Source organism: Methylobacterium sp. CCH5-D2 (genome assembly GCF_001556475.1).
Classification (GTDB): domain Bacteria; phylum Pseudomonadota; class Alphaproteobacteria; order Rhizobiales; family Beijerinckiaceae; genus Methylobacterium; species Methylobacterium hispanicum.
This window is the reverse complement of record NZ_LSIX01000920.1, coordinates 1-2,110: the sequence shown is the minus strand read 5'-3', so window position 1 is coordinate 2,110 and position 2,110 is coordinate 1. Positions and strand designations below refer to the sequence as shown.

Annotated in this window: 1 protein-coding gene; it reads left to right on the top strand. The window is 74.5% G+C overall.

The window, feature by feature from the left end; translation table 11 throughout:
- Window positions 1-1,966, top strand: a 1,966-nt coding sequence (gene mdoH, locus AX737_RS24735; protein ID WP_066925952.1) for a glucans biosynthesis glucosyltransferase MdoH, incomplete at its 5' end; no start/stop codon positions are given.
- Window positions 1,967-2,110 lie beyond the last annotated feature (144 nt).

The following is a 2,110-nucleotide window of genomic DNA, read 5'->3' as shown; positions in this document are numbered from 1 at the left end:
CACCGCCTATGGCGGCTGGCAGATGTACGAGACGGTCGCGGTGTCGGGCAGCCCGACGATCCTGCAGCTCGTCCTCGTGGCGCTCTTCCTCCTCACCTTCTCCTGGATCGCGCTCGCCTTCACCAGCGCGGTGCTGGGCTTCGGGGTGCTGCTGCGCAAGCGCGCCCCGCCCCCGGCGCCGACGGCGCTCGCCGGCCGCACCGCCGTCCTGATGCCCGTCTACAACGAGGCCACCGCCCGCACCTTCGCGGGGCTTGAGGCGATGCACGAATCCGTCGCGGCCACCGGGCTCGGCGCCGCCTTCGACTGGTTCGTGCTCTCGGACTCGACCCAACCCGACGCCTGGATCGCCGAGGAGCGCGCCTTCCTGGGCCTGCGCGACCGGCTCGGGCCCGACGCGCGCCTCTACTACCGGCACCGGCCGAAGAACCACCACCGCAAGGCCGGCAACATCGCCGACTTCGTCACCCGCTGGGGCGGGGCCTACGACCACATGCTGGTGCTCGATGCCGACAGCCTGCTCACCGGCGACTGCGTGGTGCGGCTCGCCGCCGCCATGGAGGCGGACCCGGATGCCGGCATCGTCCAGTCGCTGCCGCTCATCATCAACCGCAACACCCTGTTCGCGCGCCTCCAGCAATTCGCCGCCCGCATCTACGGGCCGGTGATCGCGGTCGGGCTCTCGGCGTGGTCGGGGCGCGACGGCAACTACTGGGGCCACAACGCCATCATCCGCACCCGGGCCTTCGCGGAGGCCTGCGGCCTGCCGGACCTCGCCGGCCGCCCGCCCTTCGGCGGCCACGTGCTGAGCCACGACTTCGTCGAGGCGGCGCTGATCCGGCGCGCGGGCTGGGCCGTCACCATGCTGCCGACGCTGCCGGGCTCCTACGAGGAGAGCCCGCCCTCGCTGATCGACGTGGCGGTGCGCGACCGGCGCTGGGCGCAAGGCAATCTCCAGCACAGCCGCATCATCGGCGCGGCCGGGCTGCACTTCGCCTCGCGCCAGCACTTCGCCACGGGCATCGCCGGCTACGTCGCCTCGCCGCTCTGGCTCTGCCAGCTCCTCGTCGGCATCGCGCTGGTGCTGCAGACGGCCTACGCCAAGCCCGAATACTTCCCGCAAGGCTTGGCGCTCTACCCGGTCTTCCCGCGCTTCGACCCGGTGCGCGCGCTCAAGCTCTTCGGGCTGACCATGGGCGTCCTGCTGGCGCCCAAGGTCCTGGGGCTGGTCCTCGCCCTGCTGAACGCCGAGCTGCGCCGGGCCTGCGGCGGCGCGGGCCGCCTCGTCGCCTCCTGCGCCCTCGAGATCCTGCTCTCGGCGCTGATCGCGCCGGTGGCCATGCTGATCCAGTCGGGCTCGGTCGCGGGCATCCTGCTCGGGCGCGACACCGGCTGGAACCCGCAGCGGCGCGACGACGGCTCGATCCCGCTCCGCGACATCGTCAGGCGCCACCGCTGGCACACCCTGCTCGGGCTGGTGGCGGGGGTGGCGGCCTTCGCCATCGCCACCTCGCTCTTCCTCTGGATGTCGCCGACGATCCTCGGCCTCGTGCTGGCGATCCCGATCTCCTGGGCGAGCGGGCAGCTCGCCTACGGCCTCGCCCTGAAGCGGCGCGGCCTCCTCGTGACGCCGGAGGAGCGCGATCCCCCCGCCGTCGCCCTGCGGGCCGGGGAACTCGCCGCCCGGAACGCCGAGGCCGGCCTCGACGAGGCCGACGCGCTCCACGCGCTCCATGCCGAGCCGGCGCTCGCCGAGGCCCATGCCGGGATGCTGGTGCCGCCCGCGCCCCGCCCGCGCGGGCGGATCGAGCCGGACCGCGTGCTGGCCGAGGCCAAGCTCGGAGAGGCCGAGAGCTTGGCCGAAGCGGCCTCCTGGCTGGGCCCGAAGGAGCGCATGGCGCTGCTGCACGACCCCGCCCTCGTCGCCCGGCTCGCGCGCCTGCCGCGGGAGGCGGGCGCGTCCTGAGGGGGGATGGCCGCGCCGTCTCAGGGCGCCGCCCTGAGAACCCGCCCAAGGGCCACAGGGCCCTCCGGGATCCCCCGAAGCCTCAGGGCGCGTAGGCGCGGGCGCGGGCCGGCAGCAGGGCGGGGCCGGCCAGGGGCTCGGCCG